This is a genomic window from Terrirhizobium terrae (assembly GCF_030323265.1).
GTDB lineage: Bacteria > Pseudomonadota > Alphaproteobacteria > Rhizobiales > Rhizobiaceae > Neorhizobium.
The window spans coordinates 2,922,689-2,946,114 of the sequence record NZ_CP104992.1; the positions used below are offsets into that span (position 1 = coordinate 2,922,689).

Sequence of the window (23,426 nt, forward strand, 5' to 3'; positions counted from 1 at the left end):
GAAATCCTGCTTTCTTTTATCAAGTTTTCGACTCGCGTTCAACCTTGGCCTTGGAGATGTCGCTCTCAGGCACCGACCTGCGCCGCATGAAGGCGATTATAGGCGCCGCGGCGGGCGATCAGCTCCTGATGCGTTCCCTGTTCGAGAATACCGCTGCCGTCGATGACGACGATGCGGTCGGCGCCCTGGATGGTCGCTAGCCTATGGGCGATGATCAGCGAGGTGCGGCCGACGGCCAGTTCCGACAACGAACGCTGGATCGCCCGTTCGGTTTCCGTATCGAGCGCCGAGGTGGCCTCGTCCAGGATCAGGATCGGCGGGTTCTTCAAAAACATGCGTGCGATCGCCACGCGCTGCTTCTGCCCACCGGACAGTTTGACGCCGCGTTCACCGACCACCGTGTCGAGTCCATCCGGCAGGGCGGCGATCATGTCCTCCAGCCGCGCGCGACGGGCCGCTTCCATGATCTCCGCATCGCTGGCACCGAGCCGGCCATAGGCGATGTTTTCCCGCATCGTGCCGCCGAACAGGAAGACGTCCTGCTGCACGATGCCGATCTGCTGGCGCAGCGACGCCTTGGTCATCTTGCGGATGTCGATGCCGTCGATGGTGATCGCGCCGCCGCCGATCTCGTAGAAGCGCGGCAAGAGCGAACAGATCGTCGTCTTGCCGGCACCTGACGGGCCGACAAAGGCGATCGTCTCGCCGGGGCTGATCGTCAGGCTGACATCCTTCAGGATCGGCTTGCCTTCCGCATAGCCGAAGGAGACGTTTTTGTATTCGATGGCACCCTTGAGATTGTCGACGGCGACAGCATCCGGTGCATCGGCGATATCCGGCTCGGTATCGACAAGCTCGGTGAAGCGGCGGAAACCGGCAATGCCCTTGGGGTAGGTTTCGATGACCGAATTGATCTTCTCGACCGGGCGGAAGAACACACCGACCAGCAGCAGGAAGCCGATAAAGCCGCCCGCCGTCAGTTCGCCGTTCAGCACGAAACATGCGCCGGCGATCATCACGATCATCTGCGTCAGGCGCATGCTCATGTAGCTGAGCGAAACGCTGGCGGCCATGATCTTGTAGGCTTCCAGCTTGACGCTGCGGTAATTCTGGTTGTCGCGCTCGAAAAGCGTGCGTTCATGGGTCTCGTTGGCGAAGGCCTGGACCACGCGCATGCCGCCGACATTCTCCTCGATACGGGAATTGAAATCGCCGACGCGCTCGAAGAGCTTGCGGAAATTGCGGCTCATGCGCGCGCCGTAACGGCTCGTCACCCAGGCGGTCAGCGGCACGACGAGGGCGGTGATCAGCGCCAGCTGCCAGTTGACCGAGATCATCAGCGCCAATGCGCCGATAAACGTCATGATGGCGATGAACAGGTCTTCCGGCCCGTGATGGGCGACTTCGCCGATCTCTTCCAGATCCTTGGTCAGCCGGCCGACGAGATGGCCGGTCTTCTGGTTGTCGTAATAGCGGAAGGAAAGCTTCTGCATGTGGTTGAAGGCTTCGCGCCGCATGTCGGTCTCGATATTGATGCCGAGCATGTGGCCCCAATAGGTGACGACAACCATCAGGCCGGTATTGACCGCATAACAGATCAGCAGCGCCACCGAGGCGAGCGCGATTAGTACCCATTCCTGCGTCACCAGCAGCCGGTCGACGAACAGTTTCACCGCCATCGGAAAGCCGAGCTCAAGCAGACCCGATAAGATCGCGCAGCTGAAATCGAGGAGGAACAGGCCCTTGTAGGGGCGGTAATAATTGAAGAAACGGCTGAGCATTATCGGTTCTCTGGAAGGCTTCGGCGCTGTGGTTGACCGCCTGCGATAAATTGGCCAAACATGAGCCGAGTTCTCCATATTCGAATTTAAGCCCCTTCGGAAAGTCAAAATGCACGCTAATGCCCAGCAAAAGTCGGCGGATGTTGCCGCGCCGCTTCTGTCCCTGTCCGACGTCACCTTTGCTGTTGAGGGCCGCACCCTGCTTCACCCGCTGACGCTCGACCTCCAGCCGGGCCGTTCGATCGCGTTGATCGGCCATAACGGTTCGGGAAAATCGACACTGCTCAAGCTGGTCGGCCGCCAGCAGCCGCCAACCGGCGGCAAGATCGTCTTTGAGGGCAGGGCGCTGGATGACTGGGGCAATCGCGACTTCGCCCGCAGGCTCGCCTATCTGCCGCAGCGCACGCCGGCTGCCCCCGGCATGCTGGTCAAGGAACTGGTGGCGCTCGGCCGTTATCCCTGGCACGGCGCGCTCGGCCGCTTCGGCGATACGGACAGGAAGAAGGTCGAGGAAGCGATCGAGCTGACCGGCATCGGCGATTTTTCCGACCGCATGGTCGACAATCTTTCCGGCGGCGAGCGCCAGCGCGTCTGGTTGGCCATGCTGGTCGCCCAGGATGCGGCCTGCCTGCTGCTCGACGAGCCGATCTCGGCACTCGATATCGGCCATCAACTGGAAGTTCTCTCGCTGACCCATGATCTGTGCCGCGAAAAGGGCATCAGCATCATCACCGTTCTGCACGACATCAACATGGCGGCGCGCTTCTGCGACGAGATCGTCGCGCTCCGCGGCGGCCGCATGATTGCCCACGGCACGCCCGCCGATATCATGACGACAGAAGAACTGGCGCGGATCTACGATGTCCAGATGGATGTCCTGCACCAGCCGTCGAGCGGCCGCCTGATCGCCATGGCGCAGTAGGAAAAGAGTGCGGCTGTCAGGTTCTGGCGCCGCCCACGCCGTCATCCTCCGGCTTGTCCCGAGGATCCAATCACGTCGAAGACTTTGCGGCGTCGCAGATGCTCGGGACAGGCCCGAGCATGACGAAAGAACAGGCGCGAGATGCCGTAAAAGTGGGGCTCAATCCCCGCCGGCGACGAATTTCCACTGGCCGTCGGGCGAGATGCCGATGCGGTAGAAATTGTAGTTGCCGGTCTCTTCCATGCCCATCAGGTCACCGGCGGTGACGATGCGCAGCAGCTCAACCCGTTCGGGGGCGTGAGAGACGAGAGCGGCTTGCCGACGAAATAGGGCCATACATAGGCTTCGTCGGGCGTTCCGGTGTCGACATGGGCAGCGCCGGTGGACAGGACATCCAGCATGATGGCGAGGATTTCCTGGCCGTCCGGATCACCAGAAAAGTTCTTGAGCGTATCGACCGGATCGTCGCTCTCGTTGCTCATGATCTGCGGCGGCTTCGGCGTGCCTTCGATCAGCGGGCGCAGGCGCTCGATATCGCCGGAAGCGGCAGCCTCGACAAGGCGCTCGCGCATCTGGCGCACCGGTTCGGGCAGAGTGGAGAGATCGCGGATGATCTCAGCGGCGGGTGCATCGGCTGCATCCGGTGCCGGTTCTGCAGCTTGTGTTGCAGGCGCCTCGGGAGCTGCTGGCGTCTCCTCGCCGGTCTCGCCCTCTGTCTGTGTATCTGCGTCGGGAGTCGTTGCGCCTTCGAAAGCCTGGCGCAGGGGAGCTTCTGCCGGTGCCGCGCCATCATCGACCTGCGGACGCAGGGCGTTATCGGAAAGAGCAAGCTTGTCGGAGGTCAGGCTACGAAGAGCGATCTCCTGTGAGGCAAACGCATGAGATGAAAGCATCTGTGGCACAAGGCAAAGCAAGGCTGCCGACGCCAGAGCCCGAGATAGAAGGAATTTCGGTCGAAATACGTTCCTCATGGGAGGCCCGAATATTACTGAACGATGCGCTCTGGGGAGAACTCGCCCGCCAGCATGCGATCGCGAAGTGCTTCAAGCATGGCTTCTGCGCCCTGTTCGCCATGGATGCGAGATCGTCTCGCGCATGGCGAAGGCGATTGCGGCGTCCGCGATGATTTCCGGTTCGATACCGTCTGCGCGGCCGTCGGCCCAGGCGTCATTCTGGTATTCCAGGGCAACCTGCATCTTTTCGTGGACGATCATGTCATCGATGTCGTTGCGGCCTGTCTGCATACTCACTGTCCTCGGTGCGTGTTTTGATTACTGCGCCGTTAATGACTCTAACAGCCTTTTATCAAAACGACACGGCCTCCCGGCGAAAGAGGTAAATAATCCTCTAATTTCCGAAGCGTGCGGCAATTTCGGTCGCAAGTGTTGCGCCTTCGGCACGGTATCGCTCTTCCGCCGTGCGCGCCGAGGCGCTGCATGTGGTATGGAGGGACGCAAACGAGCGATAGCCGCGATTGTAGGACGCGGTCAACCGCTCGCGACGGGCCGGTTCGTTGCCGGCATCGGAATCAAGCAATTGCCGCATCGAGGCCCGCCAGTCTTCCTGCGGCGCTCCACAAAGCGTGCGCAAGTAGCTGATAGAACCGAGAATTTCGGCAAGCCGCATCAATTGGGCGTCGTAGGGCGCGGGCTTGCTTGCATCCGCTGCCGGGGCAGGGCTTGCCGGTGCCGCGGTGGTCGCGTCTGCAGCAGGTGCCGGCTTCTTCGACTGCTGGGCGGCCAGTGGCGCGTTCAGTGCGAGAAGCATGTACAGGGCAAGGCAGGCGACAGATTTCAAACGGTAGTCCTTGGGCATTAAAGTTAACAGGCGGCCTTGGGGCGGCGATAGTGTAAAACGCGTCGGATGTGATTTTACCCCGCGCGTCTTTCCTTCTCCAGCCTCTCGGCGCATTCGAGCACGCTGGCCGGAACCGGCAGGGTGCGAATCTCCTCCACCGTATACCAGCCCGGATCGGCCGCGTCGTCAGCTGCTATTGCTTGGGTGTGGATATCTGCCTCGACCTTGAAGACGGACAGGAAGAAGTGGCGCTTGTCGTCCTTGTCGCCGTTCAGGTCGTAGGTGGCGAAGAGGACGGGATTGCGGGCCATGATCCCTGTTTCTTCGTGAAATTCGCGCAGTGCCGTTTCCGCTGGCGTCTCGCCCGGTTCGGCCCGCCCGCCCGGAAAGGCGAAGAGATCCGCCGAGGGTGGGTTCATCCGGCGGATCAGCAGGAACCGGCCATCGCGTTCGAGGATGGCCGACGATGCGGCCTGGGGAGAGGGCATGGTGAAGTGATCCATCATTCGGCGGCGTGGGGCACGATGGTCAGGTCATAGCCGATAGCCCGCATCACTTTTAGGATGGTCGCGAATTCCGGATTGCCGCCATCGCTCAGGGCGCGGTAGAGATTTTCGCGCGACAGGCCGGCTTCCTTGGCCACATGGCTCATTCCGCGGGCGCGGGCCACTTCGCCGATCGCGGCGGCGATCAGCCCCGGATCTCCTTCCTCAAAGACGGCTTCGAGAAACAGGGCGATCTTTTCGTCGCTGTCGAGATGCTCGACGATGTCCCATTTTTTTGTCTCGATAGTCATAGCTCATCCTCCAGATCCGATGCCAGCGCTTTGGCGGAAGCAAATGTCCGCCGACTGGCTGGACTTGTCGCCACCGCACAAAAGGATGACCAACGTCCGGCCTCGGCCGACAAAATAGACCCGATAGCCCGGGCCGTAATCGATGCGCATTTCGCTGACGCCGGCACCGACCGGCTTCACGTCCTCGGGATTGCCGAGAGAAAGTCGGAGGCTCCGCGCGTTGATCCTCGCCTTCGCTCGCTCGTCTTTGAGCCTGGCAAATCACGCCGCGTAGATTTTGGTTTCCCGGATCTCCATGATGTGAAAATGTAGCGCTTAAGCTACAGACCCACAAGGCCACCGATGAAAACCTATCTCCTTTACGCCTTCGCCGCCCTTGCCGAGATTGCCGGCTGCTTCGCCTTCTGGGCCTGGCTGAAACTCGACAGATCGGTCTGGTGGCTGGCTCCGGGAATGGTGTCGCTGGCGCTGTTTGCCTGGCTTCTGGCACTGGTGCCGGCGGAGGCCGCGGGTCGCGCCTATGCGGCCTATGGTGCGATCTATATCGTCGCCTCCGTCCTCTGGCTCTGGGGCATTGAAGCGCGTTCGCCGGATCGCTGGGATATCACGGGCATGTTCGTTTGCCTGATTGGGGGCGCGATCATCCTGTTCGGGCCGCGTAGCGCCTGATTTCGGGCAGGCGCTCTTCTTGACCGCCTTCAAGCCCGATGCCATCTAGATTCCATGTGTGGACGCTACGCCCTGACCCAGACGCCGGAGGATGTACTTGGCGCGCTCGGTGTCGCCGATTTCGACGACGGTTTTCCGCCGCGGTTCAATATCGCGCCGACGCAGCCTATCCTCGTCGTCACGCAGGCGGACCGTCAGCCGGGCTCAAATCTGCCGGAGCGCAAGGCGGTCCTAGCTCGCTGGGGATTGATCCCCGGCTGGGTCAAGGACATGAAGGACTTTCCGCTGCTCATCAATGCCCGCTCCGAGACGGCGATCGACAAGGCGTCCTTCCGCGCCGCGATGCGCCATCGCCGTGCTCTCATCCCGGCGTCGGGCTTCTACGAATGGAAGCGGCCACCGCAGGAAAGCGGCTTGAAGTCCCAGGCCTACTGGATCCGGCCGAAGAATGGCGGCGTCATCGCCTTTGGCGGGCTGATGGAAACCTGGTCTTCGGCGGAGGGTTCCGAGGTCGATACGGCAGCGATCATGACGACCAAGGCCAATCGTGCCATCCGCGGCATTCATGAGCGCATGCCGGTGGTGATCAGGCCGGAAGACTTCGAGCGGTGGCTGGAATGCAAGACGCAGGAGCCGCGTCAGGTCGCCGATCTTCTGGCGCCGGTGGACGACGATTTCTTCGAGGCGATCCCGGTCTCGGATCTGGTCAACAAGGTCTCCAACATGGGGCCTGATGTTCAGAAGCCGGTGGCTGTCGCGGTGCCTGAGGAAAAGCCGCCTAAATCGGGGAAGGACCCGTCTCAGATGTCGCTCTTCTGATCAGAGCCTCCCGTTCATCTATCCTCCATTCCCTTTCCGGATTTTTCCCATGAATTTCCTGTCGGCCGGCCTGTCCGGCTTTGCCCTTGGCGGCTCGCTGATCATTGCGATCGGTGCGCAGAATGCCTTCATCCTGCGTCAGGGGCTGATCCGCTCCCACGTCTTCATTCTCTGCCTGATCTGCGCCGCCTCGGATGCGCTGCTGATCGCCGCCGGTGTCGGCGGCCTCGGCACAATCGTCTCGCAGTCGCCGGCTCTGATCTCGGTGGTGACCTTGGGTGGCGCACTGTTCCTGGCGACCTATTCGGCCATGGCCTTCAGACGAGCGGCAAAGCCGGGCGCGATGGTGGCCGGCACGCCGGAAAGCATGGGGCTGAAGGCGGCGGTGATGACCTGCCTTGCCTTCACCTTCCTCAATCCGCATGTCTATCTGGATACGGTCGTGCTGCTTGGCAGCCTGTCGGCGGCCTACGAGGGCGGGAATCGGGTAGCCTACGGCATCGGCGCGGCGATCGCGTCCTTCGTCTGGTTCTTCGGTCTCGGTTATGGAGCCCGGTTCCTGGCACCGCTCTTCGCCAGGCCGGCGGCCTGGCGCGTGCTGGATTGCCTGATCGGCATCGTCATGGGGCTTCTGGCGCTGGGGCTGCTGGTCAGTTTCCTGCGCGGAGCCTGAGGCCTTTTAGCGAGCCGGGGTGAGCTTCGGCTTGCGCTTCAGCATCATTGCCGCTGCGGCGACGGCCTTCAGGCCGAGCGGGCGGTAATGCACGCTCATGTCCTGCTTGGCTTCCGGTTCAGGCTTCTTGGTTTCCTTGCTCACGTTCGTTCCCTCTCGAATCTCTTGTCCCGCGTCTCTGCGGGCCGGCGCATCTCGCCGGCAATCGGGGCGGAATAATGGCTTTCCGGACCCTTTGCGATCGAAGAAGATTAGGCGTGGCAACTTGCCGCAAGCTGGGGCTGCAGCGCAGCAAAATCAGTGCGATGCAGCAAACGCTTCATGTGGGCAGGCGAGGCTCTTAGAGAGCCGGACCATCGTCCTCGATGGTGATGGTGCCGTAGCGCCGTTTCCACGCCCGTGCGCTGAACGGCAGGACGCAGAGATAGGCAACGACGGTAATCGACAGGACTTCCCAGGTGTAGCTCATCAAGAGCGCCACGTAGAGCACGACGCCGAGCAGGATCGGGAACATCAGGTCACGGCGAACGCCGGTCGATTTGCCCGACCATACGGGCAGGCGGCTGACGAGCAGATAGCCGATCAGAACCGTATAGGCGACGCTGGCATAGACGAAGAATTTCGTCTGCTCGACGCCGAGAAAGCCGAGATAGACCGGCAGCAGAACGAGCATGGCGCCCATCGGGGCCGGCACGCCGACGAAGAATTCCGACTGCCACGGCGCCTTGATGCCGCGATCCTCCATGACGTTGAAGCGGGCAAGCCTGAGGCCTGCCGCGATGGCATAGAGCAGGGCCGCGATCCAGCCGAGCGAGCGGGCGCCGTCGAGCAGGAAAGCATAGGAGACAAGGGCAGGGGCGACACCGAAATTGATGATGTCGGCAAGCGAGATCCATCTGCACGCCGAATTTCGATGTCGCCTTGAGGAGGCGCGCCACTCGACCGTCGATCCCGTCAAGGAAGGCGGCGAGCAGCACCATGGCGACGGCGAGCTCGTAGCGCCCTTCGAAGGCCAACCGGATGCCGGTCAGGCCCGCACAGATCGCCAGAACCGTGATCAGGTTCGGGACCATAAGCCTCAAGGGAATTTCCCTCAGGCGCGGGCCTCGGGCCTCATCGGTAGAACGGTTCTGTTCGGTCGCAGGTGCGGGCGATGCTTCGGGCGTGTCCATACGGGCTCTCCTCCGTGTGCGTCCTGGGTGCGTCCTTGTCCGGTGCGTCAGATACGACGGCCGAGCGATGGGCCCTTGGCGGATGCGAATTCCGCAAGGACGGTTTCGCCGCCGATCGCGCGCTGGCCGATCGCGACACGCGGCTGGCCGCCTTCCGGAACGAAGACGTCGAGGCGCGAGCCGAAGCGGATGAGGCCGAAGCGTTCGCCGGCATTGACCGGCTCGCCGGGCTTGACCCAGCAGACGATGCGGCGGGCGACGAGGCCTGCGATCTGCACGACGCCGACCTTGCCATGACGGCTGTCGATGACGAGGCCGTTGCGCTCGTTGTCGGAGCTTGCCTTGTCGAGTTCGGCATTGACGAACTGGCCGGCGCGATACTCGATGACCGACACTTCGCCGCGCACCGGAGCGCGGTTGATGTGGCAATCGAACACGTTCATGAACACCGAGATGCGCAGCATCGGTTCGACGCCGAGACCGAGTTCCGGCGGCGGCACGACCATGGCGACATGGCTGATGCGGCCATCGGCCGGGCTGACGATCAGGTCGTCATCCTGCGGCGCCATGCGCTCGGGATCGCGGAAGAAATAGGCACACCAGAGTGTCAGCACGAGGCCGATCCAGAACAGCGGCTCGGCGAAATAGCCCAGTACCAGCGACACGACGAAGAAGATCGCGACGAAGACATAGCCTTCCTTGTGGATCGGCACGAGCGTGTTGCGGATGGTGTCGAAAAGGTTGATCAAGCGAGTGTCTCCTGAATGTCAGTGCGCACTGACTACAGAAAAACCCATTTTTCGGCAAATGGTTGCGCAGGCCGATGCCGGAAATGTCAGCCGCTTTGCTTGGCGGCAGGTGGGTTATCCCCTGCAAACACGGCGAAGTGACCCCTCGAAAGACAGACTTGAAGCGCGAATCGACCCTGCAGTGGCTAAGGCTGCGGTGGGAGGTTCGAGAAACTGCAGCCGCTTCCGGCGGCGGAATTTGAGAGATTCATAGTTTGAACCATTGGACATCCGGCTATGTCGAAGGCCTTGATTACACGCACGGCTTCTACAGGGGACTTACCCCCACCATCATGGCGCTTGCGGCCTTGTCGCAAGGTCGTAAGTTCGGCCCGTCGCTCGATAAACTGACCTATTGCGAACTGGGCTGCGGCCAGGGATTTTCCGCCAATCTGCTGGCGGCGGCAAACCCCGGCATCGAGATCCATGCCAATGATTTCAATCCGGCCCATGTCATCGGTGCGCGTGCGCTTGCCGAGGAGGCGGGACTGAAGAACGTGCATTTCTACGAGCACGATTTTGCAGATTTCATCGATGAACAGACCCTGCCCGCCGAAGGTTTCGACATCATCGCCTTGCACGGCATCTACAGCTGGGTGTCGGCGCAAGCGCGCGCACAGGTGGTCGAGTTCATTCGCCGCAGGCTCAAACCCGGCGGCTTCGTCTATCTGAGCTACAACACCATGCCGGGCTGGGCGCCGGTCATGCCGCTGCGCCGCATCCTCGTCGATCAGGCGGCCAGGACTGGCGGTCCCGTTGTTCTCGGGATCGACGATGCGATGAAATTCGCCAAGAGCCTGACCAATGTGAATGCCGGCTATTTCCTGCAAAACCCCAATGTCGCGTCGCGGCTGACGACGATGATGCCGATGTCGCGCAACTACCTGGCCCACGAATATTTCAATCGCGACTGGACGCCCTTCTATTTCGAGGATGTGGCGAGCGAGCTTTCCGCGGCCAAGCTCGGCCACGTCGGCACGATCAACCTGCTCGATCATATTGATGAGCTGTCACTGACCGACACGCAATCCGCGTTTCTCAATGCGGAACCCGATCCGGTACGGCGTGAAGGCCTGAGGGATGTCATCGTCAATGAGCATTTCCGCTCCGACATCTTTGCCAAGGGTACGCTGCCGCATTCCTTCCGCAGCGCGGCGGGTGTCTGGCTCCAGACGCGCTTTGCGCTGTCGGTAGCACGCGAATATGTGTCTATGACCGTCCTTGGCCGAAAGGGGGCCACGGAGCTGCACGAACATATCTACAAGCCGATCCTCGATGCGTTTGCCGATGGCCCGCTGACCGTGCGGCAACTGCTCGGAAAACCGGGCATCGGCTCGGCTATTTCCTGGGACCAGCTCACCCGCGCGCTGATTGTGCTGGTCGGCGCCCGCTCTCTGCAGCCCTGTCTGCCGGAGCATGGGGAAGAGGAAAGGCTTGTCGCCTGCCAGGCCTTCAACCGGGCGGTCTGCCGTCGTGCCGAGGAGAGCGACGACCTGCAGTTTCTCGCATCACCGGTCACCGGAGGTGGTCTGGAGTTCGACCGTTTCGAACAGCTGTTTCTGCTGGCGATCAGCGAAGGTCACACGGACACGGCAGAATGGCCGGCATTCGTCTGGTCGATCCTGGCACCGCAGGGCTATCGTCTGCTGAAGCATGGCAAACCGATTGATGATGCGGAAGGTAATCTCGCCGAGCTTGCGATCCGCGCCGAGCGCTTCAAGGCTTCGAAGCTCTCCATTTGTGCGACCCTGAAGATTGGCCTCTGAGCTTTATTGAAATCAAACTTCAAATGCGGGGCTTGCCGGCGGCAAGCCCTGTTTTGTTTGGCTTTGTTCAAGATCCGTTTACTGTGCTCGCCGCGACATCGGCCGCATTTATCCCCAGGACCGGGCTCAAGACTTGCAGTATGTGTCATATCCTTGTTACATAGGGGTGGCACCGGACCCGTGATCGAAATCAAGGTCTGGTAGCCCAAAGAAAAGTATAAGTGGGACGAACAGCACCTGGGTGGCCCTGAATGAGCCATGAAAGCGGATAGTGCATATGGATGTGACTTGGTGCCTCGTAGCGATGGTGGACATTGCAATTGTGATTGCAGCCGTCGTCTATACAGTCTGGAGCCAGCGGCGTTATCGCGAACGCCGTCCCTATACGTCTCCCCGCAGATAATCTTCCGATGGCCTTCAGTATCGCATACTCGTCGATGGCTTGAGCGGCGAGTAACAGACGTTGCGCGGCTTGTCCCGCGCCTGAAGCGGATTGCTCCGTCAGCGATTTAATCGCTCCGATGTCGTGTTTTGACACCTGTCTTCTTGCGAAATGCCTCCTGCGTGCCCACTTTTGGCCCTCATTTTGCAATTTGGCTGTCGCACGTTGCTGCTAGAGCTAATCGTCAAGGAGCACGAATATGTACAGCGACCTCTCTTTCGACGACATCATTTCAGATCCGCTGATCGCGCAGTTGCGCAAGGCGGATGGCGTGTCCGCGCCGGATTTCAATCGCATCCTTCTGTCCGCCCATGAAAGCTACCGGGCGAGCAAGGTCAGAAAGCTGCACAAGCCGCATGCCGATCAGTTCTACCGCGCTGTCGGCGCCGGTGAGCTGATGGTTCCGCGTGCGAAGGACACGGATGTTGACGGTACCGCAGAGCTTTTGGCTCGATGCGCGCAGTGGAAAGCCGCTGTGGCAGAATGCTGCCGCGGCGCCTGAGACGTACCCCGACCCTGGCCCCTGATCAGACCTTGGCCGGATCGACCAATCCGAGCCAGGTCGACAACGCCAATAGTGGCGAACCCCAAAAGATCAGTATGAGCATATAGGCGAGCGCCAGGCCGCCCAGGATCAGCATGCGCTTGTCGATCTGTCTTTTCACGTTGGTTCTTCCGCCCTGTTTTTCCAATTTTATTCGGCAGCAGGCTTGCCGCGGGTGACGACACCGAGGTCGTCGCTCTCGCGCACCTGCCGCAGATGTTCTTCTGCCTGGGTCGCTTCGCGCTGGCGGTTCCACATCGAGGCATAAAGGCCGTCCTGCGCCAGCAGTTCGGCATGGGTGCCGCGCTCGGCGATCTCGCCGGCACGCAGCACGATGATCTCGTCGGCACCGATGACGGTCGAAAGTCGGTGTGCGATGACGAGCGTCGTGCGGTTTTTCGAGACCTGGTCGAGCGCCGACTGGATCTCGTGCTCGGTCGTCGTGTCGAGCGCCGAGGTCGCTTCGTCGAGGATGAGGATCGGCGGTGCCTTGAGGATGGTGCGGGCGATCGCCACGCGCTGCTTCTCGCCACCGGAAAGTTTTAGCCCTCGCTCGCCGACCATCGTGTCATAGCCATCGGGCAATTGCTTGATGAATGTGTCAATCTGGGCGATCTCGGCCGCTGCCTGAACCTCCGGCTCGGAGGCGCCAGGCCGTCCGTAGCGGATGTTGTAGGCGACCGTGTCGTTGAACAGGACCGTATCCTGCGGCACCATGCCGATCGCCGCGCGCAGCGATTTCTGGGTCACGTCACGCACATCCTGCCCGTCGATGGTGATCGACCCGTCCTGGATGTCGTAGAAGCGGTAGAGCAGGCGGGAGATGGTCGACTTGCCGGCGCCCGACGGGCCGACGATCGCAACCGTCTTGCCGGCCGGCACCTCGAACGAAATTCCCTTCAGGATCGGCCGGGCCGGATCATAGGAGAAACGCACATCCTTGAAGGCAATGGCGCCTTTTTCCGTGGTGGCCGGATTGAGCGCAAGCGCCTTCGCATCCGGGCGGTCGACGACTTCGGCTTCCACTTCCAGAAGATCGAACATCTGCTCGATATCGGTCAGGCCCTGGCGGATTTCGCGATAGACGAAGCCGATGAAGTTGAGCGGTACCGACAGCTGCATCAGCAGCGCATTGACGAAGACGAAGTCGCCGATCGTCTGTTCGCCACGCTGCACGGCGAGCGCCGACATGATCATGATGATCGCCTGGCCGAGGCCGAAGATTACGCCCTGACCGAAGTTCAGCCAGCCGAGCGAGGTCCAGACCTGCGTCGCGGCCTTCTCGTATTTGGCCATGGAGACGTCGAAGCGCTTGGCCTCCATCTCCTCATTGCCGAAATACTTGACCGTCTCGAAGTTCAGGAGCGAGTCGATCGCCTTGGTATTGGCGTCGGTATCGCTGTCGTTCATCGTCCGGCGGATCGCGATGCGCCAGTCGCTGGCCTTGATGGTGAACCAGATATAGGCAGCAACCGTTGCGGCGGTGACGGCGAGATACCAGAAACCATAGGCCGCCCAGAAGATGATCGCCGTCAGCACGAACTCGATCAGCGTCGGGACCGAGTTGAGAATGGTAAAGCGGACGATCGTCTCTATACCCTTGGTGCCGCGCTCGATGATGCGCGACAGTCCGCCGGTCTTGCGCTCCAGATGGAAGCGCAAGGAGAGCTGGTGCATGTGGATGAAGGTCTTGTTGGCGAGCTGGCGCACCGCATACTGGCCGACGGATGCAAACAGCGCGTCGCGCAGCTGGTTGAGGCCAACCTGCAGGATGCGCGTGAAGTTATAGGCGATGACCAGCACGACGGCGCCGAGAAGGAAGGCGGGTAGGATGCCTGCCATGTCCAGCTTGCCGTTTAGTGCATCCGTCGCCCATTTGAAGAAATAGGGGACGGAAAGCAGCACGAGCTTGGCGAGAAGCAGGAAGAAGGTGGCCCAAAGGACGCGGGCCTTCAGGTCCGCGCGACCGGTTGGCCACATATAGGGCCACAGGTTGACCAGGGTACCGAGCGGGTTGCCGTCATCCGCCGATACGATCTTCTTCTTGCTTGCCATGAATGAACTCCGGGGCGCAGAGGCTTGCGCTCCCGGGACATAGGCGGCGTAAGGTCGTGATGCAATGCATCGCGGGCGATGTTTGCCTGCAATGCGCCGATTTCTGCAGGGACGCCAAGGTCCGGCGAGCGTCCAGCCGCTGGCGAGCTGCCTTCTCCAAAATTACCCTGGCAGGCTCAACCCGGTCAGATCTGGATCGTTACGTCGGGAGCAGGCTTCGGCGTGGTCCAAGACAGATAGTAATAGGTATCGCCGATCATGCCGAAATAGGAACTGGCGCCGCTCACCTTGTCGATATGGCTACCGTTGTCGCTGCGGACGTATTTGCCATAGGGATCGCGCTTCAGATGATCCCGCAGATAAGCGCTCCAGTCGGAAGTCTCCACGGCGGTGATGTCCTGCGAGGTTTCCGTTTCCTCTGCGGCGGTGGTCTTGTCGGCGAACGATGGTCTATCGGAGGAAGCCGTCTTGTCGGTGCTGTCCTTCTTATCGGAAACGTCGCGCCCGCTGATCTGCTCGCCGGCAACAACGTCCGTCACGATCAGCGTGCCTGCCTCAAGCGCCGCCTGCATCGCCTCAGCCATAGCCTTCGTATCGGGGCTGGTGGCCAGTGCGTCAATCTTCTGCTGCAGTGCCTTCATGAAAGCGTCGGATGAGATATCCTCCACCGAGCCGCCGATCTCGTCGGCAGCTTCCGCGCCACCGGTCATCGCCTGCTGCTGCAGCCTCGTGATCAGAGACGATAGCGCCGTGTCGTCTTCATCATCGTGGTCGCTGGAGGCATAAAGCATATCGGCGAGAGAGCCGAGCGACGAGCTGGAGGTGCCGCTATCTTTCTCGCTCAAAGCTTCGTTGAACGCCTTGAGCGCAATCTGTTGCGTCCAGACTCGGACGGAATTGATGCTGGAAACCATTTTTTCCTCGTCTGCCAAGTGCTGCGCCGGTTGAAATAGACTCTTGCCAATAGCGAGATGGTTGCAGGCATGGCATGCGCGAGACTTGCGATCAGACCGCGGGCTGTCCTGCTCCCGTGATCACGGGAGAAGTGGCCATGCGGGATCAGACCATAAGCCCTCTGAAATGCCGATGGCATCGGCCCTCTGTGTCGGCAATGCCACGCAGTCTCGTTTCCATTGTCATTAAACGGTCATGAGATCTTCACAATTCGGGCGACTCCACTACCATTACGCGTGAGGAGAACGCGTGCCATGCAGCACTACATTGATCTGTCTTTCTGGACAAAGTGCGCCGAAGGCAGTCAGCGCGAGATTTACCAGAACCCGTCTGATCCCGACGTATTGGTCAAGGTGGTCAAGGCGCATGGACGCGGCGAGCGCGGTGCGCGCAAAAGTTCGCGCAAGATGCAGTGGCTGCGCCGTTTCCGGCGGTTCGGCGCCTATATGACCTTTCACCGCGAGATCGACGAATATCTGGAACAGGCGCGCAAGGTGAACAGCGACGAGAGCTTCGACCTGCCCATTCCGCGCATCTTCGGCCTGACCCATACGTCCAACGGCCTCGGCCTGCTGGTGGAACGCATCGCCAATCGAGACGGCAAGCTTTCACCGACCCTTACTCAGCTGATCTTTTCGGGGCGCCTGACCGAGGCTCATTTGCGGCTGGTCGACCAGTTCTTCGACCGATGCCGCGAGAGCCACGTCGTGCTCATGGACATCAATCCTGGCAACTTCGTCATCACCGATCGATCCGGTCGCGAGGAGATCTTCTGCATCGACGGCACGGGCGAGAAGCATTTCTTCAAGATCTATGCGGCGAGCCAGTCGCTGAACAATGTCAGGCTGCATTTCGCCCGCAAGAAGCTGCTCGACAAGGTCGGCCGTTTTCAGGTTCTGGCGCGTGAAAAAGCCGCGAGCCAGGTGCCGCTGGAAGCCTGTCCCGCCTCCCATTGAATTTGCTCACGGCACGCCGACACAGCGCCCCGGGCGATCGTCCGGTGCAGTGTAAAGGGAGGGGCAGGCGGTGATGTCATGGGTTTGGTATGTATAGGCTTTCCGCCTGCCCCGGCCGTTTTCAGGTCTTTCGAGAGGTGTCAGTTCCCGTCAAACCTCTACAGCCATCATCGGAAACCGCGCCCCTGAAGCCAGGGACGAGCCGGGTGGGCATTTCCGGCTCGCGAACCCGGTTTCCCATCCGATGACGAGGCAATTATGGGGATAGGCTTTTTGACGGGGACGAAATTCGCGCCGAAAAACGACAAGCCGTTGATTTATCTCGGCTAGAATTTCGCGAAAGCCTAGAATCGTCCCCGTCCCTGACGCCGAGTGGCGCCAGATATCCACCTGTCGGATCAGCCCTTGCGGTGCATCAACCGTTCGCGGTGCAGCTCCTCGGAATCCGGGCGGTAGTCGCTCGGAACGCCGAAGATTTGGCCGGGCTGGATGATGTCCGGATTGGTGATCTGCGCCTCGTTGGCGAGGTAGATCGTCGTGTAGCGCACGCCCTGGCCATAGGCACGGCGCGCGATTTGCCACAGCGTGTCGCCACGACGGATGATCACGGAGCTGCGCTCGCTCTGCGTCAGTGGAGCTTGTTCGATCATCCGGGCGCCACCGGTGGAGGCGTCGGCAAGTGGCTGCTCGCCGTTCAACTGACGTGCAAGCGCCGGTCCGATGGCTTCGCTGATCATCCGGGTCAGGTCGTTGAGGGCTTCGCCGACGGCTGCGACATCGCGCGGCAGTGCATCAAGTGCTTGGCGCGCAGCGCCGGCGCTGCGGGCGGCCGCACCAACGACATCGGTTGCGCTGACCGGCGCGCCGGCCGGAAGACGATATTCGGAGAGGGACTGCAGCGCGATGCCGGTCGCCGAACGGGCGGCAGCCATCGATTCCAGGCTCGGTTCCTTGCCTTCGGCATAGAGGGCCTTGAGCAGCGAGAATGCCTTGGCGAGTTCGTTGCGCAGGTTGTCGAACGCACCGCCATCGGTCGAGGTGGCCGGGCTCGCCGGCGAGGGCGATGCGACGGCGGCGACCTGTTCGCCTGCCGGGCGGTTGAACGGAACTTCTACGCGAACCAGAACCTGTCCGGCGGAGCCGAGCGCTTCGACTGCGATGCGGTGATCGCCGACCGTGAGGTTGGCGCTGCCTTCGATGACGAAATGGCCGTCATTTCCGGCCTGGCTCTGACCGACGACCGAGCCGTCCGCCGATCCGCGGACCCGGATGCCGGATTTCGCCACGCCGGCGATGAAGATCTTCGAGCCCTCGATTTCGACGGCGGAGATCTGGACTTCGCTGGCAGTGGTCGGGCGGGCGGGTACGGCCGCAGCTGACGCAATATCCTGAGAGCCGGCGGTCGCCGGGGCAGTGGCGGCAGGGTTGGCAGCGGGAGCAGAGGTCTCGGCGCCAGCCGGAGCTGCGGAAGCGGCGTCGGTCGACGGCGTGGTGGTGGGCTGTGCCGTGGAGGCAGCCTGGCCGGGCTCCTGCGGAACCGCGATCAGGCGGCTCGCCTTGCCGGGCTTGGTGACCATGGCGAGCAGCTTTCCGCTCTTGTCAGCGGGGACGGAAACTGTGGCGATTTCCTCCGACGTCGTCACCTTGCCATCCTTGGCAGTAGCCTTGAGGACAAGCTGATGGTCTCCGGGCGGCAGCGGGTTGTCGAGCACGGCAGCGAAATCGCCGCTCGGGCCGACATCGAGCTTGGCAACGACGGATGCGCCGTTGGTAATTTCGAGGGTAGAGTTAGGTGCAGCATGTCCGGCGATGACGGCCGAGCCGTCCGGCTCGACGCGCAGCACATCGAAGGTCGGGACATCCGCGGCAGTGGCTGTGTCGGAAGGCGTGCTGGCGGCGGGAGCGCCATTGCCGGAAGCGTCAGGTGCCGCCGGGCTTGCCGATGCCGGGGAAGTCGGTGCCGAAGAGCCTGGTGCGGGAGAGGCCGGCGTCGCGGCTGGTGCACTGGCCTGCGGATCTGCCTTGGCGGTCTCCGCCGGTTTTTCGGCTGCGTCCGGTGCCTTGCCTTCGGTTACTGCATCCTTAACGGCATCCCCGGCGGCATTGATCGCCTCACCGATCGGCTTGCCGTCATTGTTGATCCTGGGCATGACGACGAAGATCATCAGCAGGGATGCAATGGCAAGTACAATCAGGGCGAGCCAGCCGGCACGGTTCTTCATCATCGAATGCCTCTTCAGGCGGATCTTCCGCTACTTTCCCGATTAGCCTGTTCCTCAAGTCTTAACAAGCTTTTCGCGTCATAAAGCCTTGCTCTTGCGGGCTTTTCCCGTCAATTTCGCGTTTGGCGGCGCCTGCGTCGCGCGCGTTGAAATGCCCAATGGAGAAAACTGTGCCAATACGATCCATCTGCGTGTACTGCGGCTCCCAGCCCGGACGAGATCCCGCCTTCATCGCGGCCGGCCGCGCTCTCGGCAAATCCATAGCGGCGCACGGAATCAGGCTCGTCTATGGCGGCGGCACCAAGGGCATTATGGGTGCGGTCGCCGCCGGCGTCCTGGCAAACGGCGGCGAGGTGACCGGCATCATCCCGGAATTCCTCGTCGACATGGAGGCGACGCGCCATTCGCTCGGCCAGCTCAACGAACTGATTGTCACAAAGGACATGCACGAACGCAAGCACAAGATGTTCGAACGCTCGGATGCCTTCGTGACACTTCCGGGCGGCATCGGCACGCTGGAGGAGATCGTCGAGATCATGACCTGGGGCCAGCTCGGCCGTCACGAGAAGCCGATGGTCTTCGCCAATATCGAAGGTTTCTGGGATCCGATGCTCTCGCTGGTCACCCACATGCGCGAGCAGGGCTTCATCCACCGCGCCCATCTGGTCCAGCCGCTCGTCATTTCCGAGGTCGACGACATCGTACCGGCGATCCTGGAACGCGACGAGGCGAAAGCCTCTTCCGATGGCGAAGAGGCGGTTATTTCAAAGCTTTGAGGGGATGATTGAATGTCGCCTCTGGACGAGTGAAGAGCCGTAGAGAGATCTCTGTCGTCATCCTCGGGACAAGCCGAGGATGACGCCGAGGATGCTCAGTCGACGATGAAAAGCTTCGCGCCGACTTCGGTATAGGAGCGGTGCGGCTCGGCCTTGTCGGCCACCTGATAGCTCATGCCGGGCTTCAGGGTGAAGACGCGGCCGTCGGCAAGCTCGGTATGCAGCTCGCCTTCGAGGCAGAAGAGGATATGGCCCTTTTCGCACCAGTGATCGGCGAGATAGCCCGGGGAGTGGTCGACGACGCGCACCCGGATGCCACCGAAATGGCGGGTCCGCCAGGTGGAGTGGCCGGTCTCGCCCTTGTGTTCCGTCGGCTCGATGTCCGACCAGTCGGTCGTGCCGAAGGGAATGTCGCTCATCTGCAAAGGTGGTTCTCCTTATTTCCCGCGCAGCTGCCTTAGCATCGCGACGGTATAGAGCGCGAGTGCCGCCCAGATCAGCACGAAACTGCCGAGCTTGATCATGCTCAGAGGCTCGTGGAAGGCAAAGACTGCGATCAGGAAGATCATCGTCGGCGCGATATACTGCATGATGCCGATGGTGGAGAGTTTCAGGAGCTTGGCGCCGTTTGCATAGATCATCAGCGGCCCCGCGGTGACGATGCCGGCGAGCGCCAGCATCGTGGTATCGAAGCCGTTGCCAACGAAGAAATGGCTCTGCCCGCTTACCTGCAGATAGATGACATAGGGCAGCATCGGAATGCTGATCAGGAGCACTTCGAGGAAGAAGCCTTGGTTCGGTCCGATCGGCAGCGTTTTGCGGAACAGTGCGTAGCAGCCCCAGGTGAAGGTCAGCGCCAGCGAGACCCAGGGCAGACCGCCCGCACCCCAGGTGAGGATCGCCACGCCGACGACCGCAAGACCGATCGCCGCGATCTGCAGAGGGGCGAGCCGCTCCTTCAGGATGACGGCCGCGAGGAAGATGCTGAACAGCGGGTTGATGAAGTAGCCGAGGGCTGCATCGAGCGCGTGTCCGGAGGCGACCGCCCAGACATAGATGCCCCAATTGGCGGTGATAAAGGCCGCGGTGACGCAGGCCATGCCAAGCATGCGTGGGTTCTTCAATGCCACAAGCACATCCTGCGTGCGGCGGAGCAGGATCAGCACGAGGCCGGCCACCGGAACCGACCAGATGGCGCGATGGGCAAGTACTTCCATCGCCGGAAGATGCGCCACGGCCTTCAGATAGAAGGGCAGGAACCCCCAGAGGAAATAGGCCGTGAGACCGAATGCGAAGCCGCGCGGCGTGTCCTCGTTCTGGGCCGCCGGAGGGGCGGCGGCAGGCTGGGTGGTGTCGGTGGCCATGGCTGGGATCCTGAAGTGTTTCCGGCAGTCTGTTGTGATTTTGCTGCCGCAATACAGGATTAGCCGCCCGGCCGCCAATTCATTTACGTGAACCTTGCATTGAACGGCCTCATCCATCCTGCCATCATGCCGGGAACATCTCTTGGGGGCTGCCATGGATATCGACGATCAGCCTGCGCATCGCCAGGTCTATGCCCTGCAGCTTCTGGCTAGGATCGGCGCGGAGAGCAATTCACGCCTGATGGCCGCCTTTGCGCGGGTGCCGCGGGAAAAATTCGTCGGCCCGCCGCCCTGGTCCTTCAGCGACGGCACGCGCTATCAGGCGGTGTCGTCGACCGATCCCGTCGTTCTCTATCAAGATGTCCTGGTCGGCCTAGATACTGCCCGCGGCATCAATAACGGCATGCCATCGCTGCATGCGGCATCCTTCCACGCGCTCGGCATCCGTGAGGGCGAGACGGCGCTGCATCTGGGGGCGGGCACGGGCTATTATACGGCGATCATGGCTGAACTCGTTGGCCCTTCGGGCCGCGTGATCGCCATCGAATACGATGCGGGGCTCGCCGAGACGGCGAAGGCCAATCTCTCGGGATATCCCAATGTCGAGGTGATCCAGGGCGATGCAGCCGATTGGCCGAAGCAGGATGCCGACGTTGTCTATGCCAATTTCGCCCTCGACCACCCGCCAGCCCGCTGGGTCGACAATCTGGCGGTTTCCGGCCGTCTGCTGTTTCCGCTGGGCACGCCCGCCGTCGTCGACGGTCGCCGCGGCGGTTTTTCCCGCTATGCCGCTTTCCTGATGATCGACCGCCAGGCGCGCGGCTTCGGCGCCCGCTTCCTGCAACCCGTCGGCTTCATCTGGGGTGAGGGGCAGGAGGCAACTCCGCCCGGCCGCCATGCAGCCCTGGAGACAGCCTTTCGCGGCCGGGGCCTGCGCAGGGTGCGGAGCTTTCGCTGGCAGACGCCGCCGACGGGCAACGAATGGTACGGCGAGGAAGACTGGGGGCTGTCCTTCGACGAGGTCTGACGCGAGCTTCAGTCCAGCCTATCGTAGCTGAGCAGGTCCAGCTGTGGTGCACCCGATCTCAGGATCGTGTCGCGGGCGATGAAGGAATAGCGCTTTCCTTCCTCCAGCGGCAGAGGCATCAGCTGAGGGACCGCATGATTGACGTAGAGTACGATGTCGCGGCCATCATCCGTGCGCACCTGCATGGCCGGGCCGACATAACGCGAGCGCGGCTCGTTGACCATCAAGCTGCTGTCGTTCATGTCCGGGCTCTTGCTGATCACCGTCGCCTGCAACCGTAGAAGCGCGTTCGAGACCGGGTCCTTGGCTGGATCATAGGGCGTTGTCGCCTTGCTGCGTTCCTCCATGATCTTCCGGTCGGCCGCGTCATAGGCTGCGAAGGTCGGATAGCGGATTTGCCATTGCTGGGTCTTGGCCTGGTTCATGATCCGGTAGGCCGCGCCCGATATCGTCGAGCTGACCCGCTGCGGCTCGCCACCGCCATCGACGATCTTGAGGAAGTCATTGAGGCGGCGCTTCGGTGAATCGTCGTTCTCGAACAGGACACGCAGGCCCGGGCCGAGTGCCGCGCCGACCTTCTTATCGTTCGACGCGACGACCAGAACCGCGCCATTGCCGACATCCATCTTGCCGACGCGCATCTGGTGCATGAAGTCGAGCGCATACTGATCCGGATCACGGCCCTGCAGATCCTTGGTGACGACCGTGACCACCTCGACATTGGCGGCGGCGGCGAACTGGTAGGCAATCGTCTCCAGTTTCTCTCTGACGGCGGGGTCGAAGACACCGACATCGTCATAGACGAACCGGTCGAATTTCGATGGCACTGCATCGGCGGCGAGCTTCGGGATCTGGTCGATCACGGCGGGGCCGATAACCTTTCCACCATTGGGGCTCGGCATTTCGATATCCAGCGGACCGGGAATTTTGGGCATCTGTGCCGCCGCCGTTTCCGGCGCCGCGGCTTGAGGCGCGGGTGAGGGCGCCCTGGCCATGGTCGGAGCCGCCGGTTGAGGCGCGGCCGATTGCGAGGCGATTGGTGCTCGCGGCTCGGCAGCGGCCACTACCGTGTCGTCACCGCAGTCGGCCTGCTGCTGCTCGCAGGATTGCAGCCAGCCCGCCTGCACCGCCTTCAGCCGTTTCTGCCGTCCCGGATGGGTCGGGCCGTCGGCTTCCGGGATAAGAGTCGCGATCGCCTTTTCCGCATCGGGCAGAGTGGCGCCCATCTTGAACAGCACGAAGCCGGAAAACTTGTCCGCCTCGAGCTCGATCGGCGGCTGGCTGCCGCCCGGCATCAGGGTGTGGCCCGACAGGTGATGGCCGATCTCGTGGGCGAGGATCGAGGTGCCCGGCCAGTCGCTGGTGCCGGTCGCCTTGGCGACATCGCTCATGAACTGCCGGTTATAGGCAATCACCCGCTTGGGGATGCCGTCATCGCCCATGACGATGATCGCCGCCGCATTCGGCACGTCGCTTTCCATGACGGTGAAATTCTGCGGCAGGCCGGTAAAGCGCATGATCTTGCCGACGGCGGCAGTACCTTCCGCCTCCGTCGAGCCGGTCATCGCCTTGGCATCCACCTTCAGCGCCTTGCCGTCGTAGGAGCAGGCCTGCAGCATCGCGGAGAGCTCCTTGGTCAATTCCTCCTCGCTCGGCTTGTCTTTGCTGACCTCTCCTCGGCTGCCGGTTTAGGCAGTTCGGCCTGTGCCATCAGCATGCCGCGATCCGATTGCTGTAGCCTGGAGAAGATCGGGTCGCAGATCGCCTTGTCCTGCGCCGTCGGCCATAGGGAACCGCCGGACGGGCCACTTGAACCGGCCGCCTGAGCATGGACCGCGAACAGTGCTACCGCGGCGACGCCGGCGGTAAGAGACAGGATTTTCATGCGACCTCCCTTTGGTTT

General features: G+C 61.8%; 25 protein-coding genes and 2 pseudogenes. 9 read left to right on the forward strand and 18 right to left on the reverse strand.

Annotation, left to right across the window (positions count from 1 at the left end; translation table 11 throughout):
- Nucleotides 1–65: 65 nt before the first annotated feature.
- Entirely contained in the window at nucleotides 66–1,781 is a 1,716-nt protein-coding gene (locus N7E02_RS22220) for an ABC transporter ATP-binding protein (protein WP_286579772.1), read from the reverse strand.
- Between the two features lie 109 nt (nucleotides 1,782–1,890).
- On the opposite strand from N7E02_RS22220, the gene N7E02_RS22225 reads away from it, so the two are divergent.
- Complete coding sequence (locus N7E02_RS22225) at nucleotides 1,891–2,703, forward strand: ATP-binding cassette domain-containing protein (protein WP_286579773.1); 813 nt, start codon at nucleotides 1,891–1,893, stop codon at nucleotides 2,701–2,703.
- A 248-nt stretch (nucleotides 2,704–2,951) separates the two neighbouring features.
- Here the strand turns inward: N7E02_RS22225 and N7E02_RS22230 are convergent, their stop codons facing one another.
- The 6 genes and pseudogenes from N7E02_RS22230 to N7E02_RS22255 all read right to left on the reverse strand — a co-directional run bounded on the left by N7E02_RS22230 (nucleotide 2,952) and on the right by N7E02_RS22255 (nucleotide 5,521).
- A complete protein-coding gene (locus N7E02_RS22230) occupies nucleotides 2,952–3,596 on the reverse strand; it encodes a hypothetical protein (RefSeq protein WP_374730654.1) in 645 nt (214 codons plus the stop codon).
- Between the two features lie 92 nt (nucleotides 3,597–3,688).
- Nucleotides 3,689–3,947: pseudogene (locus N7E02_RS22235) on the reverse strand (hypothetical protein).
- Between the two features lie 103 nt (nucleotides 3,948–4,050).
- Nucleotides 4,051–4,470, reverse strand: coding sequence for a TIGR02301 family protein (locus N7E02_RS22240; protein WP_286583982.1), 420 nt, complete (start codon nucleotides 4,468–4,470; stop codon nucleotides 4,051–4,053).
- Nucleotides 4,471–4,574: 104 nt separating this feature from the next.
- Complete coding sequence (locus tag N7E02_RS22245; protein ID WP_286579774.1) at nucleotides 4,575–4,988, reverse strand: NUDIX hydrolase; 414 nt, start codon at nucleotides 4,986–4,988, stop codon at nucleotides 4,575–4,577.
- 14 nt (nucleotides 4,989–5,002) lie between these two features.
- The gene (locus tag N7E02_RS22250) at nucleotides 5,003–5,296 is read right to left on the reverse strand and encodes an addiction module antidote protein (protein ID WP_286579775.1); all 294 of its coding nucleotides are present in this window, start codon (nucleotides 5,294–5,296) and stop codon (nucleotides 5,003–5,005) included.
- A 3-nt stretch (nucleotides 5,297–5,299) separates the two neighbouring features.
- Nucleotides 5,300–5,521: a type II toxin-antitoxin system RelE/ParE family toxin gene (locus N7E02_RS22255; protein WP_353622925.1), complete on the reverse strand. Its 222-nt coding sequence runs from the start codon at nucleotides 5,519–5,521 to the stop codon at nucleotides 5,300–5,302.
- A 117-nt stretch (nucleotides 5,522–5,638) separates the two neighbouring features.
- On the opposite strand from N7E02_RS22255, the gene N7E02_RS22260 reads away from it, so the two are divergent.
- From N7E02_RS22260 to N7E02_RS22270, 3 genes are read left to right on the forward strand one after another with little or no spacing between them, the layout of a single operon-like run.
- The gene (locus N7E02_RS22260; RefSeq protein WP_286579776.1) at nucleotides 5,639–5,965 is read left to right on the forward strand and encodes a YnfA family protein; all 327 of its coding nucleotides are present in this window, start codon (nucleotides 5,639–5,641) and stop codon (nucleotides 5,963–5,965) included.
- A gap of 54 nt (nucleotides 5,966–6,019) precedes the next feature.
- Nucleotides 6,020–6,784, forward strand: a complete 765-nt coding sequence (locus N7E02_RS22265) for an SOS response-associated peptidase (RefSeq protein ID WP_286579777.1) — start codon at nucleotides 6,020–6,022, stop codon at nucleotides 6,782–6,784.
- Nucleotides 6,785–6,833: 49 nt separating this feature from the next.
- The gene (locus tag N7E02_RS22270) at nucleotides 6,834–7,457 is read left to right on the forward strand and encodes a LysE/ArgO family amino acid transporter (RefSeq protein WP_286579779.1); all 624 of its coding nucleotides are present in this window, start codon (nucleotides 6,834–6,836) and stop codon (nucleotides 7,455–7,457) included.
- A 6-nt stretch (nucleotides 7,458–7,463) separates the two neighbouring features.
- On the opposite strand, the gene N7E02_RS22275 is transcribed toward N7E02_RS22270, so the two are convergent.
- The 3 genes and pseudogenes from N7E02_RS22275 to N7E02_RS22285 form a co-directional block, all read right to left on the reverse strand.
- On the reverse strand, nucleotides 7,464–7,601 hold the full coding sequence (locus N7E02_RS22275) for a hypothetical protein (RefSeq protein WP_286579780.1): 138 nt from the start codon (nucleotides 7,599–7,601) through the stop codon (nucleotides 7,464–7,466).
- Nucleotides 7,602–7,797: 196 nt separating this feature from the next.
- Nucleotides 7,798–8,629: pseudogene (pssA, locus tag N7E02_RS22280) on the reverse strand (CDP-diacylglycerol--serine O-phosphatidyltransferase).
- A 47-nt stretch (nucleotides 8,630–8,676) separates the two neighbouring features.
- Nucleotides 8,677–9,375: a phosphatidylserine decarboxylase gene (locus N7E02_RS22285; protein WP_286583983.1), complete on the reverse strand. Its 699-nt coding sequence runs from the start codon at nucleotides 9,373–9,375 to the stop codon at nucleotides 8,677–8,679.
- A gap of 257 nt (nucleotides 9,376–9,632) precedes the next feature.
- Between N7E02_RS22285 and N7E02_RS22290 the strand changes: the two genes are divergently transcribed.
- Nucleotides 9,633–11,183, forward strand: coding sequence for a class I SAM-dependent methyltransferase (locus tag N7E02_RS22290; RefSeq protein WP_286579781.1), 1,551 nt, complete (start codon nucleotides 9,633–9,635; stop codon nucleotides 11,181–11,183).
- 641 nt (nucleotides 11,184–11,824) lie between these two features.
- The gene (locus N7E02_RS22295; RefSeq protein ID WP_286579782.1) at nucleotides 11,825–12,127 is read left to right on the forward strand and encodes a hypothetical protein; all 303 of its coding nucleotides are present in this window, start codon (nucleotides 11,825–11,827) and stop codon (nucleotides 12,125–12,127) included.
- 25 nt (nucleotides 12,128–12,152) lie between these two features.
- Here the strand turns inward: N7E02_RS22295 and N7E02_RS22300 are convergent, their stop codons facing one another.
- The 3 genes from N7E02_RS22300 to N7E02_RS22310 form a co-directional block, all read right to left on the reverse strand.
- Nucleotides 12,153–12,290, reverse strand: a complete 138-nt coding sequence (locus N7E02_RS22300; protein WP_286579783.1) for a hypothetical protein — start codon at nucleotides 12,288–12,290, stop codon at nucleotides 12,153–12,155.
- Nucleotides 12,291–12,319: 29 nt separating this feature from the next.
- Entirely contained in the window at nucleotides 12,320–14,224 is a 1,905-nt protein-coding gene (locus N7E02_RS22305; RefSeq protein ID WP_286579785.1) for an ABCB family ABC transporter ATP-binding protein/permease, read from the reverse strand.
- 185 nt (nucleotides 14,225–14,409) lie between these two features.
- Nucleotides 14,410–15,138 carry a type 1 periplasmic-binding domain-containing protein gene (locus tag N7E02_RS22310; protein WP_286579786.1) on the reverse strand — a complete coding sequence of 243 codons (729 nt, stop codon included), beginning with the start codon at nucleotides 15,136–15,138 and terminating at the stop codon, nucleotides 14,410–14,412.
- Between the two features lie 294 nt (nucleotides 15,139–15,432).
- Between N7E02_RS22310 and N7E02_RS22315 the strand changes: the two genes are divergently transcribed.
- Nucleotides 15,433–16,134 (forward strand): YrbL family protein, encoded by a 702-nt coding sequence (locus N7E02_RS22315; RefSeq protein WP_286579787.1) that lies wholly within the window; start codon nucleotides 15,433–15,435, stop codon nucleotides 16,132–16,134.
- A gap of 398 nt (nucleotides 16,135–16,532) precedes the next feature.
- Here the strand turns inward: N7E02_RS22315 and N7E02_RS22320 are convergent, their stop codons facing one another.
- Nucleotides 16,533–18,359: a LysM peptidoglycan-binding domain-containing protein gene (locus N7E02_RS22320; protein WP_286579788.1), complete on the reverse strand. Its 1,827-nt coding sequence runs from the start codon at nucleotides 18,357–18,359 to the stop codon at nucleotides 16,533–16,535.
- Between the two features lie 155 nt (nucleotides 18,360–18,514).
- Between N7E02_RS22320 and N7E02_RS22325 the strand changes: the two genes are divergently transcribed.
- Nucleotides 18,515–19,132 carry an LOG family protein gene (locus N7E02_RS22325; RefSeq protein ID WP_286579789.1) on the forward strand — a complete coding sequence of 206 codons (618 nt, stop codon included), beginning with the start codon at nucleotides 18,515–18,517 and terminating at the stop codon, nucleotides 19,130–19,132.
- Between the two features lie 95 nt (nucleotides 19,133–19,227).
- Here N7E02_RS22325 and N7E02_RS22330 read toward each other — a convergent pair whose 3' ends face one another.
- Both N7E02_RS22330 and rarD read right to left on the reverse strand, forming a co-directional pair.
- Nucleotides 19,228–19,551: a DHCW motif cupin fold protein gene (locus tag N7E02_RS22330; RefSeq protein WP_374730655.1), complete on the reverse strand. Its 324-nt coding sequence runs from the start codon at nucleotides 19,549–19,551 to the stop codon at nucleotides 19,228–19,230.
- A gap of 18 nt (nucleotides 19,552–19,569) precedes the next feature.
- Nucleotides 19,570–20,496 (reverse strand): EamA family transporter RarD, encoded by a 927-nt coding sequence (gene rarD, locus N7E02_RS22335; protein WP_286579791.1) that lies wholly within the window; start codon nucleotides 20,494–20,496, stop codon nucleotides 19,570–19,572.
- A 154-nt stretch (nucleotides 20,497–20,650) separates the two neighbouring features.
- On the opposite strand from rarD, the gene N7E02_RS22340 reads away from it, so the two are divergent.
- Nucleotides 20,651–21,523 carry a protein-L-isoaspartate O-methyltransferase family protein gene (locus N7E02_RS22340; RefSeq protein ID WP_286579792.1) on the forward strand — a complete coding sequence of 291 codons (873 nt, stop codon included), beginning with the start codon at nucleotides 20,651–20,653 and terminating at the stop codon, nucleotides 21,521–21,523.
- An 8-nt stretch (nucleotides 21,524–21,531) separates the two neighbouring features.
- On the opposite strand, the gene N7E02_RS22345 is transcribed toward N7E02_RS22340, so the two are convergent.
- Nucleotides 21,532–23,163, reverse strand: coding sequence for a TPM domain-containing protein (locus tag N7E02_RS22345; RefSeq protein ID WP_286579794.1), 1,632 nt, complete (start codon nucleotides 23,161–23,163; stop codon nucleotides 21,532–21,534).
- Entirely contained in the window at nucleotides 23,160–23,408 is a 249-nt protein-coding gene (locus N7E02_RS22350; protein ID WP_286579795.1) for a hypothetical protein, read from the reverse strand. The genes N7E02_RS22345 and N7E02_RS22350 overlap by 4 nt, the downstream gene beginning before the upstream one ends.
- Nucleotides 23,409–23,426: the final 18 nt, after the last annotated feature.